Annotated in this window: 18 protein-coding genes; 14 read left to right on the top strand and 4 right to left on the bottom strand. The window is 75.7% G+C overall.

Annotated elements, in window-relative coordinates; all coding sequences use genetic code 11:
- The first annotated feature begins 12 nt into the window (after positions 1-12).
- The 7 genes from PHK61_RS11405 to PHK61_RS11375 are packed head-to-tail and all read left to right on the top strand — an operon-like array spanning position 13 to position 5,762.
- Entirely contained in the window at positions 13-846 is an 834-nt protein-coding gene (locus tag PHK61_RS11405; protein WP_274281084.1) for a GNAT family N-acetyltransferase, read from the top strand.
- A gap of 13 nt (positions 847-859) precedes the next feature.
- Complete coding sequence (locus tag PHK61_RS11400) at positions 860-1,243, top strand: DUF3054 domain-containing protein (protein WP_274281108.1); 384 nt, start codon at positions 860-862, stop codon at positions 1,241-1,243.
- Positions 1,244-1,292: 49 nt separating this feature from the next.
- The gene (gene map / locus PHK61_RS11395; RefSeq protein WP_274281083.1) at positions 1,293-2,150 is read left to right on the top strand and encodes a type I methionyl aminopeptidase; all 858 of its coding nucleotides are present in this window, start codon (positions 1,293-1,295) and stop codon (positions 2,148-2,150) included.
- A gap of 4 nt (positions 2,151-2,154) precedes the next feature.
- Positions 2,155-3,165: a dihydrofolate reductase family protein gene (locus tag PHK61_RS11390; RefSeq protein ID WP_274281082.1), complete on the top strand. Its 1,011-nt coding sequence runs from the start codon at positions 2,155-2,157 to the stop codon at positions 3,163-3,165.
- A gap of 23 nt (positions 3,166-3,188) precedes the next feature.
- Positions 3,189-3,671 (top strand): hypothetical protein, encoded by a 483-nt coding sequence (locus PHK61_RS11385; RefSeq protein ID WP_274281081.1) that lies wholly within the window; start codon positions 3,189-3,191, stop codon positions 3,669-3,671.
- Between the two features lie 22 nt (positions 3,672-3,693).
- Entirely contained in the window at positions 3,694-4,176 is a 483-nt protein-coding gene (locus tag PHK61_RS11380) for a pyridoxamine 5'-phosphate oxidase family protein (RefSeq protein ID WP_274281080.1), read from the top strand.
- A 32-nt stretch (positions 4,177-4,208) separates the two neighbouring features.
- A complete protein-coding gene (locus tag PHK61_RS11375; protein ID WP_274281079.1) occupies positions 4,209-5,762 on the top strand; it encodes a cobyric acid synthase in 1,554 nt (517 codons plus the stop codon).
- On the opposite strand, the gene PHK61_RS11370 is transcribed toward PHK61_RS11375, so the two are convergent.
- Together PHK61_RS11370 and PHK61_RS11365 are read right to left on the bottom strand one after the other, a co-directional pair.
- On the bottom strand, positions 5,741-6,964 hold the full coding sequence (locus tag PHK61_RS11370) for a saccharopine dehydrogenase family protein (protein ID WP_274281078.1): 1,224 nt from the start codon (positions 6,962-6,964) through the stop codon (positions 5,741-5,743). The two genes, PHK61_RS11375 and PHK61_RS11370, sit on opposite strands and share 22 nt — an antisense overlap.
- 55 nt (positions 6,965-7,019) lie before the next feature.
- Positions 7,020-7,481, bottom strand: coding sequence for a nitroreductase/quinone reductase family protein (locus tag PHK61_RS11365; protein ID WP_274281077.1), 462 nt, complete (start codon positions 7,479-7,481; stop codon positions 7,020-7,022).
- Between the two features lie 111 nt (positions 7,482-7,592).
- On the opposite strand from PHK61_RS11365, the gene PHK61_RS11360 reads away from it, so the two are divergent.
- Both PHK61_RS11360 and PHK61_RS11355 read left to right on the top strand, forming a co-directional pair.
- A complete protein-coding gene (locus PHK61_RS11360; RefSeq protein ID WP_274281076.1) occupies positions 7,593-8,240 on the top strand; it encodes a TetR/AcrR family transcriptional regulator in 648 nt (215 codons plus the stop codon).
- 262 nt (positions 8,241-8,502) lie between these two features.
- Positions 8,503-8,769 carry a hypothetical protein gene (locus PHK61_RS11355; RefSeq protein WP_274281075.1) on the top strand — a complete coding sequence of 89 codons (267 nt, stop codon included), beginning with the start codon at positions 8,503-8,505 and terminating at the stop codon, positions 8,767-8,769.
- A 5-nt stretch (positions 8,770-8,774) separates the two neighbouring features.
- Here PHK61_RS11355 and PHK61_RS11350 read toward each other — a convergent pair whose 3' ends face one another.
- Positions 8,775-9,446: a TetR/AcrR family transcriptional regulator C-terminal domain-containing protein gene (locus PHK61_RS11350; protein ID WP_274281074.1), complete on the bottom strand. Its 672-nt coding sequence runs from the start codon at positions 9,444-9,446 to the stop codon at positions 8,775-8,777.
- Between the two features lie 67 nt (positions 9,447-9,513).
- On the opposite strand from PHK61_RS11350, the gene PHK61_RS11345 reads away from it, so the two are divergent.
- Positions 9,514-10,512: an ATP-binding cassette domain-containing protein gene (locus PHK61_RS11345; RefSeq protein WP_274281073.1), complete on the top strand. Its 999-nt coding sequence runs from the start codon at positions 9,514-9,516 to the stop codon at positions 10,510-10,512.
- Positions 10,512-11,375 carry an ABC transporter permease gene (locus PHK61_RS11340; protein ID WP_274281072.1) on the top strand — a complete coding sequence of 288 codons (864 nt, stop codon included), beginning with the start codon at positions 10,512-10,514 and terminating at the stop codon, positions 11,373-11,375. Before PHK61_RS11345 ends, PHK61_RS11340 begins: the two co-directional genes overlap by 1 nt.
- Before the next feature lie 3 nt (positions 11,376-11,378).
- On the opposite strand, the gene PHK61_RS11335 is transcribed toward PHK61_RS11340, so the two are convergent.
- Entirely contained in the window at positions 11,379-12,779 is a 1,401-nt protein-coding gene (locus PHK61_RS11335) for a mycothione reductase (protein WP_274281071.1), read from the bottom strand.
- A gap of 319 nt (positions 12,780-13,098) precedes the next feature.
- Between PHK61_RS11335 and PHK61_RS11330 the strand changes: the two genes are divergently transcribed.
- The 3 genes from PHK61_RS11330 (at position 13,099) to cobO (ending at position 16,905) form a co-directional block, all read left to right on the top strand.
- On the top strand, positions 13,099-13,962 hold the full coding sequence (locus PHK61_RS11330; RefSeq protein WP_274281070.1) for a S1 family peptidase: 864 nt from the start codon (positions 13,099-13,101) through the stop codon (positions 13,960-13,962).
- Positions 13,963-14,156: 194 nt separating this feature from the next.
- Positions 14,157-16,235 carry a VWA domain-containing protein gene (locus tag PHK61_RS11325; RefSeq protein WP_274281069.1) on the top strand — a complete coding sequence of 693 codons (2,079 nt, stop codon included), beginning with the start codon at positions 14,157-14,159 and terminating at the stop codon, positions 16,233-16,235.
- A gap of 55 nt (positions 16,236-16,290) precedes the next feature.
- Positions 16,291-16,905 carry a cob(I)yrinic acid a,c-diamide adenosyltransferase gene (gene cobO / locus PHK61_RS11320; protein ID WP_274281068.1) on the top strand — a complete coding sequence of 205 codons (615 nt, stop codon included), beginning with the start codon at positions 16,291-16,293 and terminating at the stop codon, positions 16,903-16,905.
- The last annotated feature ends 14 nt before the right edge of the window (positions 16,906-16,919 follow it).

The following is a 16,919-nucleotide window of genomic DNA, read 5'->3' as shown; positions in this document are numbered from 1 at the left end:
CAGGCTGAGAGGGTGCTCCGTACCGCCGGTGCGCGGCTGCTCGACGACCGGGACCGGTCGAAGGTGCGAAGCGCCCTCGACGCCGACCCCGTCGCGACGTGCATGGTGGCGTCCCGCGTCGAGACCGTCGGGGTCGAGCCGTGGCGCCTGGGTGGTGAGCTCTGGGGCGTGGGGGGCCGCCTCGACGGCCTGTGCTTCTCCGGCGCCAACCTGGTGCCCCTGCGCGGCGACCGCACCGAGGTGCGCCACTTCGCCGAGCGCGCCCGCCGCCAGCGCCGCAACTGCTCCTCGCTCGTGGGGCGCCGCGAGCTGGTGCTGCCGCTGTGGGAGGAGCTCAGCGAGTACTGGGACGCGGCCCGCGAGGTCCGGGCCGACCAGCCGCTGATGGCCACCGCGGTCGCGCCGGCGATCGAGCCCGACCCGGCCGTGCGGCAGGCCCGCCCCGACGAGCTGGAGCGCTACCTGCCCGCCGCGATCGCGATGTTCCTCGAGGAGGTCGGTGTCGACCCGCGCCTGGGCGACGGCGGCGCCGGCTACCGGGCCCGCGTCGCCGAGCTGATCGGCGCCGGGCGGGCGTTCGTGCGCTTCGAGCAGGGCGAGGTCGTGTTCAAGGCCGAGATCGGCGCGCTGTCCTCGCGCGTCGGGCAGATCCAGGGCGTGTGGGTACACCCGGACTGGCGCGGCCGGGGCCTCGGCCAGTCCGGCACCGCCGCCGTCGTGGCCCACCTCGTGCGCGCCGCGCGGGTGGCGAGCCTCTACGTCAACGCGTTCAACACCCCGGCCCGGCGCGCCTACGAGCGCATCGGGTTCGAGCAGGTCGGCTCGTTCGCCACGGTGCTGTTCTGATGCGGGGGTCGTCCTGAGCGCGCCCACCACGACCCGGCGGCGGGCGGTCTGGTCGGCGCTCGACGCCGCCGCCGTCCTGGCGTTCGCGGCCCTGGGGCGCGCGAGCCACGCGGAGTCCGTCCTGGCGGACCTCATCGGCACGCTGCTCACCGCGGCGCCGTTCGTGGTGGGCGCGGCGGTGGGCACGCTCGCCGGCCGGACGTGGCGCGACCCCCTGGCGTGGCGCTCGGGCCTCGCGGTGTGGGCGGGCGCCGTCGTCGTCGGCCTGGTCCTGCGCGCCGCGCTCACCGGGCGCCTGCCGCTCTCGTTCGCGCTCGTGGCGACGGCGTCCCTCGGCGTGCTCGTGCTCGGCTGGCGCGGTGTCGCACGCCTCGTGCGCGCCCGCCGCCGCGCCTGACGGGGCCTGCCCGCGGCGTCCCGGTCGGCCGGACGCCTACGCTGGGGTCATGCCGGTTCGCGCTCCGCTGCGCCCCGGGGAGCAGACGCCGCTGCGCCCGGTGCCACCGCACATCCCCCGCCCCGAGTACGTGGGCAGGCCCGCCCCCACGCGCAGCACCGAGCCCTGGGTGCAGACGCCGGAGACCATCGAGGCGATGCGGTACGCCGGCCGGATCGGCGCGCAGGCGCTGCAGGTCGGCGGCGAGGCCGTCGAGCCGGGCGCGACCACCGACGAGGTCGACCGGGTGATCCACGAGTTCCTCGTCGACCACGACGCGTACCCCTCGACGCTGGGGTACCGCGGCTTCCCGAAGTCGTGCTGCACCTCGATCAACGAGGTGATCTGCCACGGCATCCCCGACTCGACGGTCATCGAGGACGGGGACATCGTCAACATCGACGTCACCGCCTTCGTCGGCGGCGTGCACGGCGACACCAACGCGACGTTCCTCGCCGGCGACGTCGACGAGGAGGACCGCTTGCTCGTCGAGCGCACCCGCGAGGCGACGATGCGCGCGATCCGGGCGGTGAAGCCGGGCCGCGAGCTCAACGTCGTCGGCCGGGTCATCGAGTCCTACGCCAACCGCTTCGGCTACGGCGTCGTGCGCGACTTCACCGGCCACGGCATCGGCCGGGCGTTCCACTCCGGGCTCGTCGTCGTCCACTACGACGACCCGGACCGGCACGAGGTGCTCGAGCCCGGGATGACCTTCACGATCGAACCGATGATCACCCGCGGCACGGTCGACTACGACGTCTGGGACGACGGGTGGACGGTGACGACGAAGGACAAGTCCCACACCGCCCAGTTCGAGCACACGATCCTCGTCACCGACACCGGCAGCGAGATCCTCACGCTGCCGTGAGCGGATGAAGCGCCCGCACGTGCTCGCCTCGGCGGCGGTGTCGATCGACGGTTTCCTCGACGACGCGTCGCCCCGGCGGCTCGTGCTCTCCGGGCCCGCCGACCTCGACCGCGTCGACGCCGAACGCGCCGGCGTGGACGCGATCCTCGTCGGCGCGGGCACCGTGCGCGCCGACGACCCCCGCCTGCTCGTGCGCTCGGACGACCGCCGCGCCGACCGCGTGGCCCGCGGCCTGGGGCCCTCGCCGCTGCGGGTGGTGCTCTCCGCGCACGACCTCGACCCCGCTGCGCGCGTGCTCACCGAGGGGCGTGACGTCGCCGACACCGTGGTGCTCGCCGGCACCCCGCACGAGGTGCTCGACCAGCTCGCGGGCCACGGCGTCGTGCGCCTCATGGTCGAGGGCGGGGCGGGCGTGCACCGGGAGTTCCTCGGCGCCGGGGTGGTCGACGAGCTGCAGCTCGTGGTGGCCCCGCGCCTCGTCGGCGCCGGCCCGCGCTTCACCGGCGCGCCGGACGAGGCGCACCTGGTCGAGACCCGCCCGGTCGGCCCCGACGTGCTGCTGCGCTACCGCTTCGGCGACGCCGACGCCCGGTGGCTCGCGGAGGCCTGCTCGCTCGCCGAGCGCTGCCCGCCCTCGCCGTCGGCGTTCTCGGTGGGCTGCGTGGTGGTGGCCGCCGACGGCACCGTGCTCGCGACCGGGCACAGCCGCCGCGACGACGTCCTCGACCACGCCGAGGAGGTCGCCCTGCGCGACGTCGACCGCGACGACCCGCGGCTCCCCGGCGCGACGGTCTACACCTCGCTGGAGCCCTGCGGCCAGCGGGCGTCGCGGCCGGTCACGTGCGCCCAGCACATCCTCGACGCCGGCATCGGCCGGGTCGTCATGGCGTGGCGCGAGCCGCCGCTGTTCGTCGGGACGCCGTCGGGGGCCGCCCGCCTCGAGGCCGCCGGGGCGGAGGTCGTCGAGTGCCCCGGGTTCGCCGAGCTCGCGCGGCGGCCCAACCGGCACCGCTGAGGCCCGTCGGTCAGGGTGTCACCGTGCGCTCGCTGCCGATCCTGCTGCCCGCCGCGGTGATCCGGGCCCGCGCCTGCCCGCTCGCGTCGATCCGCCAGATCCGCACCTGGCGCCTGCGGTTCGTCGAGCACACCGCCGGCGCCGAGCGCCTCCCGCGCCCCGCCGGCTGGTCCGACGTCGTCGCCGCGCGCGCCGTCCCGCGCGGGCCCGCGGTCGAGCTGGCCGGCGACGGCTTCCGCGCCGTGTGGGACGCCCCGCACGCGGTCGAGGGTCCCGTGCGCCTGCGCGGGGAGCTGGTCGTCGACCCGCTCGACGGCCTCGAGACCACCGGGCGCATCCACCGGCTGCGGCTGCTCACCGAGACCGTGCGCGAGCGCGCACCGGGGGAGCGGGTGGTGGCGCTGACCGCGCGGGACCTCTCGGCGGTCCCGAAGACGGTCGACGAGGGCCGCGACCGCGGCGTGCTGGTGGACCTGGAGATCGGGCCGGAGCTCGGTGTCGCGTGACCAGGGCTGCGAGACTGCGGACGTGGCCACGGTCGACGAGCGCATCGAGCCCCGCCTGGCGCGCTGGATCGGCGCGCAGCCGGTGTTCTTCGTCGGCACGGACATGACCGCGAGCGGTGTGGAGACGATCGCCCACCTGCGCGAGAACGGCCGCATCTGCGTCATGTTCTGCTCGTTCGACGGCACGCCGAACGTCGTGCGCCTGCACGGCCGCGGGCGGGTGGTGACCCGCGGCGAGCCGGGGTTCGACGCGGCGCTCGAGCCGTTCGCGATGGGGCTCGCGTCCCGGCGCACCGAGGCCCGCGGCGTCGTCACCGTCGACGTCACCCGCGTCGCCGACGCCTGCGGGTACGCGGTGCCGCGCATGGAGCTCGAGGGCGACCGCGAGCTGCTCGACTCGTGGGCCGAGCGCCGCAGCCCGGAGTGGCTGCGGACCTACCGCGCCGAGAAGAACCAGCACTCCCTCGACGGTCTGCCGGGGCTCGCGGGGCTCCCCGACTGGTGACGGACGCGGAGCGGAGCGGAGCCGGACCATCGATGACCGGCGCCCTGCTCGTCGCGGGCACGACGTCGGACGCGGGCAAGAGCGTCCTGGTCGCCGGGATCTGCCGCTGGCTGCACCGCCGCGGCGTCGACGTGGCGCCGTTCAAGGCGCAGAACATGTCCAACAACAGCGTGGTCACCGCCGACGGCGGGGAGATCGGGCGCGCGCAGGCGCTGCAGGCCGCGGCGTGCGGGCTCGCCCCGAGCGTGCTGTTCAACCCCGTGCTGCTCAAGCCGGGCAGCGACCGCAGCTCGCAGGTGGTGGTGCGCGGGGTCGTCGACGGGACGGTGTCGGCGGCGAGCTACCGGGAGCGCAAGGCGGCGCTGCTCGAGGTCGTCGTCGACACCCTCGCCGAGCTGCGCGCGGCGCACGACGTCGTGGTCTGCGAGGGCGCCGGGTCGCCCGCGGAGATCAACCTGCGGGCCAGCGACATCGCCAACATGGGCCTCGCGCGCGCGGCCGACCTCCCGGTGGTCGTGGTCGGCGACATCGACCGCGGCGGGGTGCTCGCGCACCTGTTCGGCACGCTCGCCGTCCTCGAGCCGGCCGACCAGGCGCTGGTCGCGGGCTGGATCGTCAACAAGTTCCGCGGCGACCCCGCCCTGCTCGCCCCCGGCCTCGAGCAGCTGCGCGCGCTGACCGGGCGCCCGACACTCGGGGTGCTGCCCTGGAGCCCCGAGCTCTGGCTCGACGCCGAGGACTCGCTGGGCCACGTCGCCGACGGCGTCGTCGGGCGCCCGGCCCCGCCGCGCGGGCGGGACTGGCTGCGCGTCGCCGTCGTGCGCCTGCCGCGGGTCTCCAACGGCACCGACGTCGACGCGCTGAGCAGCGAGCCCGGGGTGGCCGTGCGGTGGGTGACCGAGCCCTCGCGCCTGGCCGACGCCGACCTCGTCGTGCTGCCCGGCTCCAAGACGACCGTCGCCGACCTGGCCTGGCTGCGCGCGAGCGGGCTGGCCGACGCCGTCGTGGCGCACGCCCGCGCGGGCCGGCCCGTGCTCGGGGTCTGCGGCGGCTACCAGATGCTGGGCCGGCGCATCCACGACCCGCACGGGGTCGAGGCCGCGCCCGGCACGGTCGACGGGCTGGGGCTGCTCGACGTCGAGGTGACCTTCGACGTCGCCAAGCACCTCGGCACCCCGCGCGGCACCGCGCTCGGCGAGCCGGTGGCGTTCTACGAGATCCACCACGGGCGCGAGCTGCGGGGGAGCGGTCCGCCGCTGGTCACCCTGGCCGACGGGACGCCCGAGGGCCGACCGGAGGGCATGGACGCCGGGCACGTGCTCGGCACCCACGCCCACGGCCTGCTCGAGAACGACGCCCTGCGCCGGCGCCTGCTCGCCCGCGCCGCCGCGGCCGCCGGGCGGGAGTTCGCCGCCGCGCCCGGTGTGTCCTACGCCGCCGTGCGCGCCGCCCAGCTCGACCTGCTCGGCGACCTGGTCGAGAAGAACCTCGACACCGACGCGCTGGAGCGGCTGATCACCGACGGCGCGCCGGCGGGGCTGCCCGGCGTCCGGACGACGACCGGTCAGGCGCGCGCCACGTCGTAGACGTGCCCGGCGGTGCGCAGGCGCTCGACCAGCGCCGGCCCCATCGCCGTCGCGGGGGTGAGCGAGCCGGCGCGCTCGGGCAGGCGGTCGCCGTCGAGGGCGAGGCAGAGCCCGCTCTCGCCGAGCATCACCGCGGTGGCGGCGTAGCCCGGGTCGCCCGAGCCCGAGACCCGCGCGGTGTAGCGGGCGCCGGTAGTCGTCGTCGCCTCGACGTCGTGGCGGAACCACCCGTTCTCGCGGGTCTTCTCGCTCGGGCCCTCGCCGGGCTTGGGCAGCACGCGGTCGAGGACCTGGCGCACGCCCGGCGTGGACAGCCCCGCCAGCAGCGCGCCCAGCCCGGCGGTGATCGCGCCCGCGGTGACGGCGCCGACGGGGCCGCTGCCGGCGCCCATCACCTCGCCGTAGCGCAGGCCCTTGCCGTAGGCGTAGCCCGCGATGGCGTTGGACCGGCGCACGATGCGGGTGTTGTACGAGGCCATGACGAACGGGGCCACCCAGCGGCCGTCGACCCGGTGCGGGGTGGGGTTGTCGCTGGGCTGGCGGGTGTCGGGCTCGGCGTCGCGCTCGGGGGAGAGGCCGAACGGGTCACGCATGAGCGTGAACAGCGACCGGTCGGCGCGCGCGCCGTCGGCGAGCCCCTTCATCGAGTCGATCGTGCCCCCGGAGACGCCGCCGCGGACCCGGACGATGGCGGTGACGTCGGTGAGCTCGCCCTCCCCGTCGGCCTGCACGCGGCTGTGCAGCAGCAGCACGGCGAGGTCCGAGGGGATCGAGTCGTAGCCGCACGAGTGCACGATCCGCGCGCCGTTCGCGCGCGCCGTCTCGTCGCAGCGGTCGATGGCCTCGCGGGCGAACTGGACCTCGCCGGTGAGGTCGGCGTAGTGGGTGCCGGCCGCGGCGCACGCCTCGACCACGGGCAGGCCGTACTTGGCGTAGGGGCCGACCGTCGTGGCGAGCGCGGTCGTGGACGCGGCCATCCGGGCGAGGGCGTCGGCGTCGCCGGTGTCGGCCACGATGATCGGCCAGTCGCCGCCGGGCGCGGGAAGCCGGTCGCGGACCTTCTCCAGGCGCTCGCGCGAGCGTCCGGCCAGCGCGATCCGCGTGCCGGCGGGGGCGCTGCGGGCGAGGTAGGCGGCCGTCAGCTCCCCGACGAAGCTCGTCGCGCCGAACAGGACCAGCTCGTGCTCACGCTCACCGGACATGCCCGCGACGATATCGGTCCGGGCGGGGGCGCGAGGCGGTGGTTACCGGCTGGTATCACCGGGACGTGATCACGAACACGGGGTGGCGGTCGGCGATCGCCGCGAGCTCCTCGTCGCTCGCGTCCGCGTCGACGCCGTCGAAGAACGCCCCGACCTCCCAGGCCCAGGCGCGCAGGTAGGCGCGCAGGACCCGCACCTTCTCGGCCGCGGCGTCCGGGTCGGCCAGCTCGGTGGCGCGCACGGTCTCGGTGCGCCGGCCGACCGTGAGCTCGGCCTCGCCGGCCACGCGCAGGTTGCGGACCCACTGGGTGTGGCCCCGGGCGGCGACGAGGTAGCGGCGGCCCTCGAGGGTCAGCGGGTTGACCGGGGTGGTGCGCACCTCGCCGCTCGTGCGCCCGCGGACGCCGAGGACCGCGGAACCCGCCAGCGGCAGGCCGAGGCGCGTCAGTCCGGCGACGATCGGGTTCATGACGCGACGGGTGATCGCGCCGGGGGCGCGGTAGTGGGTGGCGGCCATGAGGTCCTCCTCGTCGATGGCGAGAGCAGTGCTCTCGCTCGCTGACGAGTGTTCTCCCGTCGCGGCGCCACGTCAAGAGCGGTGCTCTCACTTTGTGGCACGATGCCGGCCATGCCCTCCGGGACCCGCGCGCGGGCGCGCGCCGAGACCAGTCGCGCGATCCTCGACGAGGCGCACCGCCAGCTCGCCGAGCAGGGCGCGGCCGCGCTCTCGCTGCGCTCGGTGGCGCGCGAGGTCGGCATGGTGTCGTCGGCGGTCTACCGGTACGTCGCCAGCCGCGACGAGCTGCTGACCCTGCTCATCGTCGAGGCCTACGACGCGGTGGGGGAGCGCGCCGAGGCCGCCCGCGACACCGACGCGCCGCCGCGGGATCAGTGGCGCGCGGTGTGGCGGGCCGTGCGGACCTGGGCGCGCGAGCATCCCGCGGAGTACGCGCTGATCTACGGCTCGCCGGTGCCCGGGTACGCCGCGCCGGCCGAGACGATCCCGGCCGCCGGGCGCGTCGGCCTCGTGCTCGCCGCGATCGTCGCCGAGCACGGCGACCCGGGGGCGGGCGCGGGCTGGCCGGAGGTGCTCCGTGCGGACGTGCTGCCCGGCCTGTCGCCCGCGCTCGCGGTGCCCGCCGTCGTGGCCTGGACGCAGCTCTACGGCACCGTCGGGTTCGAGCTGTTCGGGCAGTACGAGAACGTCGTCGTCGACCGCGACGCCTACTTCGACGCGGTCGCCGACGCCGCGGCGACCGCGGTCGGCCTGCCCTGACCCCGCCCGGACGCGCCGCCGACCTCCGCGATCGTCGGCACGGCCGGCTCGGCGTACCGCCGGCTCCGTCCCGACGGCCGGCTCGCGGCCGAGGAGATCGGGCGGGAGCTCGGCGAGCTGATCCTCCCGGGCCGCGGGACGCTGTGTGCTGCGGCCGGGCCTGCAGGGGTGCGGAGATCCGCGGGGTGGACCGTCCGGCCTCTTGACGTGGTGCGTCCGGCGCCGGACGGTAGCGAGGACACCGACGTCGACGGGAGGCCCGATGGCGGAGCACAGGCGGTCCGACACGGAGGGTGAGCCCTCGCTCCCCGAGGCCGTCCAGCGCGAGCGCGCGGCCGAGGAGACCGCGGAGCGCGACGACTCGCTGGCCGCGACGGAGCGGCGCGGCCGGGTGGCCGACGCCGATCGGGACACCTCGCTGCCGGGCACCGAGCGTCGCGAGCGGGACGAGGCCGAGCGCGCCGACGCCGAGGAGGCGCAGGAGGACCCGCGCCCGATCCCCGGCGAGGAGCACCGCAAGCGCGACTGAGGTGGCTAGCCGGCGTGCGTGACGGTGCCCGCCTGCTGCACCCGCAGCCCGGCGATCATGAGGTCGAGGCCGTGGCGGAACAGCGCGTCGTGGTCGGCGCCGTGGTCCGGGCGGTCGGCGAGCAGCGCGGCGAGCGCGGAGTGGTGGGGGAAGCGGTCCGGGTCGTGGGCGGGGCCGTCCCCCGCGGTGCGGTCCGTGGTGGCGTCCCGCTCGCGCTCCGCCTGGTACTCCAGCGCCGAGCCGATGACGAGGTTGCCGACGGCCTGGATCGACGCGAACGCCTGTGCCGGGGTGAACCCGGCGCCCACGAGCGTGCCGAGCACCTCCTCGACGGCCGGCATCGCCGCCTCGGTCGGCCGGTTGCCGGCGAGCACCCGCGCGGCGTCGCGGTGGGCGATCAGCGCGCGGTACTGCACCGTCGCGCGCTCGCGCAGCCACTCCGCCCAGTCCTCGCCCGGCGTCAGCGGCGTCACCCGCCACTGGTCGAGGAGCAGGCGCTCGGCGACGTGGTCGAGCAGCGTGCGCTTGTCGGTGACGTGCCAGTAGAGGGTCGGCGCGCTCACCCCCAGGTCGCGGGCGAGGCGGCGCAGGGACAGGCCCTCGAGGCCGACCTCGGCCAGGAGGTGGACGGCGGCGTCGACGACGTCGTCGCGGGTGAGGGCCTTGCGTGCGGCCACGGAACCTCCTTGCCGTCTCTAACACCGTCAGAGTAGCGTCTCTAACACCGTTAGAGGAGGGCAGGGGATGGACGCACCGGCGGTCGCGGTCCGCGGCCTGGTGAAGCGCTACGGGAACGTCGAGGCCGTCCGTGGCATCGACCTGGAGGTCGCGCGCGGGGAGACGTTCGGCTTCCTCGGGCCGAACGGCGCGGGCAAGTCGACGACGATCAACATCCTGTGCACCCTCGTCGAGCCGACCGAGGGCCACGCCGAGGTCGTGGGGCTCGACGTCGTGCGCGATCGCGCCGCGGTGCGCCGGCGGATCGGCCTGGTCTTCCAGGACCCGACCCTCGACGCCCCGATGTCGGGTGAGCAGAACCTGCGCTTCCACCAGGAGCTCTACGGCGTCGACCGGCGCCGCGCGCCGGCCCGCCGCGAGGAGGTCCTGCGCATGGTCGGGCTCTGGGAGCGCCGCGGCGACGAGGTGCGCACCTACTCCGGCGGCATGCGCCGGCGCCTCGAGATCGCCCGCGGGCTGCTGCACTCGCCGCAGGTGCTCTTCCTCGACGAGCCGACGATCGGGCTCGACCCGCAGACGCGCGGCACGATCTGGGACTACGTCGCCGAGCTCCACCGCAACGACAGGGATCTCGGCCGGGAGGAGATCACGGTCTTCGTCACCACCCACTACATGGACGAGGCCGAGCACTGCGACCGGATCGCGATCATGAACGAGGGCCGGATCGTCGCCCTCGACACCCCGGACGCCCTCAAGGCGCAGGTCGGGGCCGACCGGGTCACGATCACCACCGACGACGACGAGGCGGCGCAGCGGACGCTGCGCACCGAGCTCGGGCTCGATCCGGCGGTGCGCGAGGGCGCGGTGACGATCGCGGTGCCCGACGGCGCCGGCTTCGTCCCGCGGCTGTTCGACCGGCTCGGGGCCCACGGGGTCGCCATCCGCTCGGTCACCGTCACCCGGCCCAGCCTCGACGACGTGTTCCTGGCCCACACCGGCACGACGATCCGCGACGCCGAGGCGGGCCCGTCGATGCACCCCACGGCGATGCGGATGAGGCGCTGATGACCACCACGCTGCGACCCGAGGCCCTGCACGTCCCCGAGAGCGGCCTCGCCACCGAGGCGCGCGCCGCGACCGTGGTGTGGCAGCGCGAGATGATCCGGTTCGTCAAGGACCGCTCGCGCATCCTGTCCTCGCTCGCCCAGCCGCTGCTGTTCCTGTTCGTGCTCGGGACCGGCCTGGGCTCCCTGCTCAACAGCAGCGCCGGCGGCTCCGTGGGGTTCACGACGTTCCTGTTCCCCGGGGTCATGGCGATCTCGGTGCTGTTCACCGCGGCGTTCGCCGGCATCTCGATCGTCTGGGACCGCGAGTTCGGGTTCCTGCGCGAGATGCTCGTCGCGCCGGTGTCCACGGCGTCGATCCTCGTCGGGAAGGCGCTCGGCGGCGCGACCGTCGCGACCCTGCAGTGCCTCGTGCTGCTCGCGCTGGCCGGGCTCGTCGGCGTGCCCTACGACCCGCTCATGCTGCTGGCGATGATCGGGCTGATCTTCCTGATGGGCTTCATGATCACCTCGCTGGGGCTCGTGCTGGCGGCGCGGGTGCGCCAGGTCCAGTCGGCGATGCCGCTGGTCCAGCTCGTGATCACACCGCTGATGTTCCTGTCCGGCGCGCTCTTCCCGCTCTCGGGACTGCCGACGTGGCTCGCGGTGCTGACCCACGTCAACCCGATGACCTACGCCGTCGAGCCCCTGCGCTCGGTGGTGTTCGACCACCTCGACGTCGACGCCGCCACCCGCGCCCGGTTCGACCCGGGCATCGTCTGGGGGACCTGGCCGGTGCCGGTGGGCGTGCAGATCCTCATCACGCTCGCGTGCTGCGTGCTCCTGCTGGCGCTGGCCGTGTGGCGGTTCCGGCGGACCGAGTGACGGTCACTCCTGCTCGGGATCGAGCGGGAGCCCGAGCAGGGCGTTCTCGATCACCTCGGGCAGCGCCGGGTGGATCCAGTACTGCTTCTCGGCCATGGTCCGCGCGTCGAGGCCGAACGTGATCGCCTGGATGAGCGGCTGGACGAGCGACGAGGCCTCCGGGCCCATGAGGTGGGCGCCGAGCAGGGTGCCGTCCGGCGCGGCGACGATCTTGACGATGCCGGTGGTGTCCTCCATCGCCCAGCCGAAGGCGACGTCGCCGTAGCGCTGGACCTTGGTGACGTAGGGGATGCCGCGGTCGCGGCAGTCCTGCTCGCGCAGGCCGATCGAGGCGATCTGCGGCTCGGTGAACACCGCCGCCGGCACGTGCGCGTTGTTGGTCGCACGCGGCTCGTCGGGGTGGAGCAGGTTGTGCCGCACGACCGCGGCCTCGTGGTTGGCGACGTGCTTGAGCTGGAACTCCGAGCTCACGTCGCCGAGCGCCCAGACGCCGGGGGCGGTGGTGCGCTGCTGGTCGTCGACGACGATCCGGCCGTCGCTGTGCAGCGCGAGCCCGCCGGCGGCGGCGTCGAGGCGGTCGCTGTTGGGGATGCGCCCGGTGGCCACGAGCAGCGCGTCGCCCTCGATCGGGCCCTGGTGGGTGTGCACGACGATCGTGCCGTCGCCGCGCTGCTCGGGCGGCGCGGTGGGGGCGGCCTCGAGCAGGACGTTCCAGCGGCCGGCGGCGAGCTCGGTGAACCGCGCCGAGACCTCCTCGTCCTGCTCGCGCAGCAGCGCGGGCCCGCGGGTGGCGAGGGTGACCTCGGAACCGAGGGCGGAGAACACGTGCGCGAACTCGGCCGCGATGTAGCCGCCACCGATGATCGTCAGGCGGCGCGGGACCTCGTCGAGGCGCATGACGGTGTCCGAGGTGTGGAACGGCACGCCGCTCGAGGCGATGACCTCGGGGATCGCCGGCCGGGCGCCGGCGGCGACGACGACGCGCTCGCCGGTGACCTCCACCGGCGCTCTGTTGCCGGTGGGGCCCTCGGTGGGCGTCACCGCCAGCGTGCGCTCCGCGGCGAAGCGGGCGTGGCCCAGGTAGACCGTGGTGCCCTCCTGGCCCTGCCGGTAGCGCTGCCCGCCCGCCGAGATCGGGTCGATCCGCCCGAACACGCGGTCGCGGATGTCCGCCCACCGGATCTTGTCGATCGAGGCGTCGACGCCGAGGGTGCCCGCGCGCCGGATCGTCTCGGCGACGTCCGCGGCGTACACGTACATCTTGGTCGGGATGCAGCCCACGTTGAGGCAGGTCCCGCCGTAGACGCCGTGCTCGATGATCGCCACGTCCATGTCGGCGAACCGTTCGTCCGGGATCGTGTTGCCGGAGCCGGTGCCGATGATGACCAGGTCGTGGTGGGGCACGGACCCCACGGTAGTGCGCCACCGATGTCGGTGCGGTCCGGCCGACGAGGGTCACCCGCGCGGGACGGCCGCGACGAACGGTCGGTCGACGCTCCGTTCGTCGACGAACGATGACCGCTCGACGGCCGATCGCCACCCGTCGGGGTCGTTTACCGACGGAGATCGACCGTTCGTCGTCGCTCGGCGGAGCGAACCTTCCTCTCGGCGCCTTGTCCGGCGTCCGGGCGGCTGCTGTGGTCTGCGGCCAACGGCAGCTCCTACTGGGTCGATCAGCGCAGTAGCGAGCCGCCGGACGGACCTGGGCGAAGGGGCGGACCGGATGTCGAACGGCGTGCGCGGTGGGCGGGTCACGGGCTGGACGGGCCGTGCGCTCGTGCTCGCCGGGGTGACCCTCCTCCTCGCGCTGGCCGGGGCCGCCGGTGCCCGGGCGGCGGACGGGACGCCGCCTCCCCCGGGCGACGGCGGGGACTCCGGCGGCTCGGGGCTCGTCGTCGACGCCGGCGTCCGCGTCGTCGGGGGCGCGCGCACGACCACCGACGAGAACCCGTGGGCGGTGTTCCTCACCGACGCCGCGGGCTTCCAGTTCTGCGGCGGCACGCTGGTCACGCCGACCAAGGTGCTCACCGCGGCCCACTGCATGGCCAGCACGACCGCCGCGCAGACCCGGGTGGTCACCGGCCGCGACGACAAGCAGTCCGCCGTCGGCGAGACCTCGGGCGTGCGCTCGGTCTGGGTCAGCCCGGAGTTCGAGGGTGTCGGGCGGGGCACCGACCTCGCGGTGCTCACGCTCGAGACCCCCAGCACGCGCACGCCCCTGCCGCTGGCCGGGCCGGGCGACGAGACGCTGTACCAGGACGGGCGCGCCGCCCAGATCCTCGGCTGGGGCACCACCGCCGAGAGCGGCGCACCCTCGCGGTACCTGCTGACCGCGACCGTGCCGATGCGCGGCGACGACTACTGCCGCTCGGGCGACCGGTCGTTCGACGCGCGCCGGCTGACGTGCGCGGGGTTCGACCAGGGCGGCGTGGACTCCTGCCAGGGCGACTCCGGCGGGCCGCTGGTGGCCGCCGGCAAGCTCATCGGCGTCACGTCGTTCGGCGACGGCTGCGCCCGCGCCGGCAAGCCGGGCTACTACGTGCGGGTCGCCGCGGTGAGCACCCGGTTGATGCCCCAGCTGTCCTGAGGGACGTCCGGACCGGAGGGCAGACCGGTCCGACGACACGGAGACGGGACCCGGGCCCCTGCCCCCGGTCCGGGTCCCGCTCCGCGGAGGCACATCCCTGTCGCAGTCATCTCAGCGGGCGCTCAGATGTCGTGGGTTAGGGTCGGCCGTCGCTCCCGCCCCACTCCGTCTCCCACCCCCTGCGAGGACACCCCTTGGGCTTCCCGTTCTCGGCCGTCGTCGGCCACGAGGACCTGCGAACCGCCCTCATGCTCACCGCGGTCGACCCGGGCATCGGCGGCGTGCTGGTGCGCGGGGAGAAGGGCACCGCGAAGACGACGATCGTGCGCGCGCTCGCCACGCTGCTGCCGCCGGTCGAGGTCGTCACCGCCGACCGCTTCTCCGTCGACACCGAGGCGGGCGAGGAGAGCCCCGACGGCCCCTTCGCCGCCGACGCGCCCCGCGAGCGCCGGCCGGTGCGCCTGGTGGAGCTGCCCGTCGGGGCGTCCGAGGACCGCGTCATCGGGTCGCTCGACCTCGAGGAGGTCCTCGCCCACGGGCGCACGACCGTGCGGCCCGGGCTGCTCGCCGCCGCCCACCGCGGCGTGCTCTACGTCGACGAGGTCAACCTGCTCCACGACCACCTCGTCGACCTGCTCCTCGACGCCGCCGCCACCGGGCGCGCCACCGTCGAGCGCGACGGCGTCTCGCTGACCCACCCGGCGGCGTTCCTGCTGGTCGGGACCATGAACCCGGAGGAGGGCGAGCTGCGCCCGCAGCTGCTCGACCGCTTCGGGCTCACCGTGCACGTCACCGCCTCGCGCGACGTCGCCGAGCGCACCGAGGTCGTGCGGCGCCGGCTGGCGCACGACGCCGACCCCGACGCCTTCGCCGCCCGCTTCGCCGGCGACGAGGACGCCCTGCGCTCCCGGCTCGTCGACGCCCGCGCGCGCCTCGGCTCGATCGCGCTGCCGGACGCCGAGCTCGTGCGGATCTCGGCGCTGTGCGCGGAGGTCGAGGTCGACGGGATGCGCGCCGACGTCGTGCTGGCCCGCACCGCGGTCGCCCACGCCGCCTGGCGCGGGGCCGACGCGGTCGACGCCGCCGACGTCCGCGCCGCGGCCCGCCTCGCCCTGCCGCACCGGCGCCGCCGCGACCCGTTCGACGAGCCGCACCTCGGCGAGGACGAGCTCGACGAGGCGATGGACCGGGCGGACGAGGCGGCCTCCCAGGAGCCGGAGCCACCGGAGCCACCGGCGCCCCCCGAGCCGCCGGAGGGACCCGAGGGCGGCCCCGACGACGACGGCGGCGGCCCGGACGACGGCGGGAGCGGACCGGGCGGCGGGGGCGCGCCGCGGCCGTCGTCGGGCGAGGCGCCCACGAGCCCGCCCGCGGAGGGGTCGCCGCCGCCGTCGCCGTCGCCGCCGCCCTCGTCCTCGCCCGGATCCGCGGAGCCCGAGCCCGAGCCCGCGGGCGTCCCCGTCGGCGCGCCCACCCGGACGCGGCTCGCGGCGCGCCGGTTCGAGGTCCGCGGCACCGGGGAGGGCGCGCCGGGCCGTCGCTCGCGCGCCCGCGGGCGGCAGGGCCGGACGGTGCGCGCGGTGCCGGACGCCCGCGACGACACCACCCTGCACGTGCCCGCCACCGTGCTCGCGGCCGCCGGGCGGGGCGCGCGCGTGGCGCGCGAGGACCTGCGGCACGCCGTGCGCGAGGGCCGCGAGGGCAACCTCGTGCTGTTCTGCGTCGACGCGTCGGGATCGATGGCGGCGCGGCGGCGGATGTCGGCGGTGACCGGGGCCGTCGCCGCCCTGCTCCGCGACGCCTACCAGCGCCGCGACCGCGTCGGCGTCGTCACGTTCCGGGGCACGGCGGCGAGCGTGGCGCTCCCGCCGACCACCTCCGTGCACACGGCCCACGCCCGCCTGCACGACCTGCGCACCGGCGGGCGCACCCCGCTCGCCGACGGGCTGCGCACCGCCCGCGCCGTGCTGCGCACCGAGCGCACCCGCGACCCGCGCCGACGGGGGCTGCTCGTGGTGCTCACCGACGGGCGTGCGACGAGCTCCGGCGGGCTGGACGCGGCCCTCGACGCGGCGCGGGGGCTGGCGCGGGACGCCGGGGCGGCCGGGCGGGGCGCGAGCATGAGCACGGTCGTCGTCGACTGCGAGTCCGGGCCCGTGCGCCTCGGGCTCGCCGGCCGGGTGGCGCGCGTCGCCGGCGGCATCGTCGTGACCCTCGACGAGCTGACCGGCGAGTCGGTCGCCGGCGTCGTGGAGCAGTTCCGGGCCTCGTGAGCGGAATTCACGGCGATGGCCGTGAATTCCGCTCACACGGAGAAGGAGGGTTGCCGTGCCGCAGGGGGTTCCGAGCACCGTCCCGAACGACGGGCTGACGACGCGCCAGCGCCGCCGTCGGCCGCTGCTCGTCGTGCACACGGGCGTGAACAAGGGCAAGTCCACCGCCGCGTTCGGCCTCGCGCTGCGGCAGTGGACCGCCGGGTCGTCGATCGCGGTGTTCCAGTTCGTCAAGTCGGCGAAGTGGCGCGTGGGCGAGGAGACCGCCCTGCGCGCCCTCGGTGACCTGCACCGCGACACCGGTCAGGGCGGGCCGGTCGAGTGGCACAAGATGGGCGAGGGCTGGTCCTGGTCGCGCAAGCAGGGGTCCGAGGAGGACCACGCCGCGGCCGCGCGGGAGGGCTGGGCGGAGATCCGGCGCCGGCTCGAGGCGGGCGCGCACGACTTCTACGTGCTCGACGAGTTCACCTACCCGCTGAAGTGGGGCTGGATCGACGTCGACGAGGTGGTCGCCACGTTCACCGAGCGTCCCGGCCACCAGCACGTCGTCGTCACCGGCCGCGACGCCCCGCCGGCCCTGATCGACGCCGCCGACCTCGTCACCGAGATGACCAAGATCAAGCACCCGATGGACGCGGGGCAGAAGGGGCAGAAGGGGATCGAGTGGTGAGAGACGAAGCGGAG

The organism is Actinomycetospora lutea (assembly GCF_028737205.1).
GTDB lineage: Bacteria > Actinomycetota > Actinomycetes > Mycobacteriales > Pseudonocardiaceae > Actinomycetospora > Actinomycetospora lutea.
This window is presented reverse-complemented; position numbering and strand designations above follow the sequence as displayed.

Bases quoted from the DNA above. Each gene is read 5' to 3' on its own strand.
- map (WP_274281083.1), top strand. From the start codon at position 1,293: ATGCCGGTTCGCGCTCCGCTGCGCCCCGGGGAGCAGACGCCGCTGCGC.
- PHK61_RS11390 (WP_274281082.1), top strand. From the start codon at position 2,155: ATGAAGCGCCCGCACGTGCTCGCCTCGGCGGCGGTGTCGATCGACGGT.
- PHK61_RS11375 (WP_274281079.1), top strand. From the start codon at position 4,209: ATGACCGGCGCCCTGCTCGTCGCGGGCACGACGTCGGACGCGGGCAAG.
- PHK61_RS11370 (WP_274281078.1), bottom strand. From the start codon at position 6,964: ATGTCCGGTGAGCGTGAGCACGAGCTGGTCCTGTTCGGCGCGACGAGC.
- PHK61_RS11365 (WP_274281077.1), bottom strand. From the start codon at position 7,481: ATGGCCGCCACCCACTACCGCGCCCCCGGCGCGATCACCCGTCGCGTC.
- PHK61_RS11360 (WP_274281076.1), top strand. From the start codon at position 7,593: ATGCCCTCCGGGACCCGCGCGCGGGCGCGCGCCGAGACCAGTCGCGCG.
- PHK61_RS11355 (WP_274281075.1), top strand. From the start codon at position 8,503: ATGGCGGAGCACAGGCGGTCCGACACGGAGGGTGAGCCCTCGCTCCCC.
- PHK61_RS11345 (WP_274281073.1), top strand. From the start codon at position 9,514: ATGGACGCACCGGCGGTCGCGGTCCGCGGCCTGGTGAAGCGCTACGGG.
- PHK61_RS11340 (WP_274281072.1), top strand. From the start codon at position 10,512: ATGACCACCACGCTGCGACCCGAGGCCCTGCACGTCCCCGAGAGCGGC.
- PHK61_RS11330 (WP_274281070.1), top strand. From the start codon at position 13,099: ATGTCGAACGGCGTGCGCGGTGGGCGGGTCACGGGCTGGACGGGCCGT.